This window comes from Rhodoplanes roseus (assembly GCF_003258865.1).
GTDB classification, from domain to species: domain Bacteria; phylum Pseudomonadota; class Alphaproteobacteria; order Rhizobiales; family Xanthobacteraceae; genus Rhodoplanes; species Rhodoplanes roseus.
In genome coordinates this window covers 1-2,069 of the sequence record NZ_NPEX01000520.1, presented here as the reverse complement: position 1 = coordinate 2,069, position 2,069 = coordinate 1, and the positions used below count along the sequence as shown (strand labels likewise).

Genomic DNA, 2,069 nt, shown 5'->3' with positions numbered 1-2,069 from the left:
GCGCCCCGGAATGACCAATTCCACAAAGCGCCGGCCCGCGCGCACCGGCTTCGCCGCTCGGGGGCGCGATCGCGAGCGCCCCGAAACGACGAAAGGCCCGCAGGCGGGCCTTTCGGGAGTGACGTGCCGGGCTGGCGGATCAGGCGGCGGCGCGGCCGCGGCGGCCGTTGCTCTTGTCCGACTTCGCGCCGCCCCGCGAGGCGCCGCCACGGGCCGGGCTGCGGCGCGGCGGCGCCTTGCCGGCGGCCTTGGGGTTGGCCGACTTCTTGGCCATCAGGGTGAGCTTCTTGTCGGTCGCGACCTCCTCCTTGAGGGTCTCGGTCAGCAGCGTCGCGACGTCCTTGCGTCCGAGCTGCTTGGCCCACGCGACCAGCGTGCCGTAGCGGGTGATCTCGTAGTGCTCGACGGCCTGCGCGGCGGCGATCAGCGCGGCATTGAGGACATCCTTGTCCTCGATCTCGCCGGCGACGTCGTTCGCCTCCTCGATGATGCCGTCGATGGCTGGGCACTCGGTGCCCTTGGGATCCTGGCCGAGCTTCTTGAACACCTGGTCGAGCCGCTTGATCTGCCGCTTGGTCTCGGCGAGATGCGTTTTGAAGCCGCGCTTCAGCTCCGCATCGGTCGCCTTCTCCATCATCTCGGGCAGCGCCTTCTCGATCTGGTGCTCGGCGTAATAGACGTCCTCGAGCTGATGGACGAACAGATCGTCCATGGTGCGGATCTGGTCGGAAAACATCGCCATGCTGAAGCTCCTGGAAGCGGTCCCGTGCGGACCTTCGGGGGGATCCGTGCAGTCGATCGCGCGATCGACGCGACAGCCGTAATCTCGCCACCAACGAACCATTTTGGCGGGGGTTCCCGCCGACGCACCGCGGGCGAGTTGAATCCGGGACGGAAATGCGCAGGATGCCGGTCGTTCCCGCGTCCGCCCCCGAGTCGTTCGGGGCGCGCCAGCCCGAAGCCAGCCGAGCCATGATCGACGAGAGTGCCCCGTTTCCGCGCGTCCTGATCCTCTGCATCGCCGTCACGGGCGGCGTGATGACGGCCGTGGTGGCGCAGCTCGCGCTCGCCCGATTCGGACTCGATCTCGGCGCCGCGTGGCGCGCGCTGCTCGGCGCCCGTACCGGGCAGCTGCGCTCGGCCTTCGCCTGGTGGGCGATCGCGCTCGCCTCGTTCGCGTCCGGCTTCCTGATCGCCGCCGTCGCAGGTTGGATCGGACGGACCGAGTCACGCATCGCGCCGCTGTGCTGGATCGGCGGGCTCGCGCTGGTCGCCGGCCTGGCGCCGGTCGGCCACGCCGCCGTGCAGCCGTCCGGGCTCGGCCCGGGCGCGAACGCGGCGCTCGGCATCGCGGTGCTGACCGTGGCGGGCCTGCTGTCCCTGCTCGGCGCCTATTTCGCCACCCGCCGCTAGACGCGCCCCGCGGCCGCGGCGACGATGCGGCAGCAGTGTGGCGGACAGCCCGGCGGTTCCGGAGCAAGCCGCGGACATCACAAAAAAAACACGGGCCTTGTGATACAAGGCGCGAGTCATGATCATGTCGCTCGAGCGGCCGTCGAGGTCGATCGAACCGCCGAGCGAACCGAAGCCACGCAAGCTGCAGCGGCCTGGCCGCGGTGAGCGAGCGTCAGCGAGCGAGCCACAGCACTGCACGACGCCAGCACTGCACGCCCGCGGCGGCGCCGGCCGTTCGCGAAGCCAGCCGAAGCACTTGGGCACCGAAGCACTTGGCAGGTGGAATCATGCGATCGTCCGTGACCTCAGCGACCGTAAAATCCCGTTCCCCCGCCGCACGCGGCATCGCCGCCGGACTCGGCGTCGCCGTCGGACTCGGCCTCGCGCTGGCGCTCGCATCGGCGGACCCCGGCCTCGCCGCCACCCGGACCCAGAAGCTGGTCTGCCCGAAGACGCTGGAGGAGCCCGGCGCCTTCGCCGATTCCGCCGAGCACGCCCACTATCAGGCGTGCCTGCGCCGGGCCGAGGCGCGCCGCGTCCGTGCCGCCCGTCAGAAGCAGCAGCAGCCGCCGACCGCCGCGGGTGCGACCGCGCCCGCCGCCACGGCGACGGCC

General features: G+C 71.1%; 2 protein-coding genes and 1 pseudogene. 2 read left to right on the top strand and 1 reads right to left on the bottom strand.

Annotated features, from left to right (window positions below; genetic code table 11):
* Positions 1-241 precede the first annotated feature (241 nt).
* Positions 242-742, bottom strand: a pseudogene (locus CH341_RS30900) (YciE/YciF ferroxidase family protein); the annotation flags it as partial.
* 164 nt (positions 743-906) lie between these two features.
* Between CH341_RS30900 and CH341_RS30895 the strand changes: the two are divergent.
* Complete coding sequence (locus CH341_RS30895) at positions 907-1,413, top strand: hypothetical protein (protein WP_111423458.1); 507 nt, start codon at positions 907-909, stop codon at positions 1,411-1,413.
* Positions 1,414-1,754: 341 nt separating this feature from the next.
* Positions 1,755-2,069, top strand: a 315-nt coding sequence (locus CH341_RS30890; protein ID WP_146604701.1) for a hypothetical protein, incomplete at its 3' end; no start/stop codon positions are given.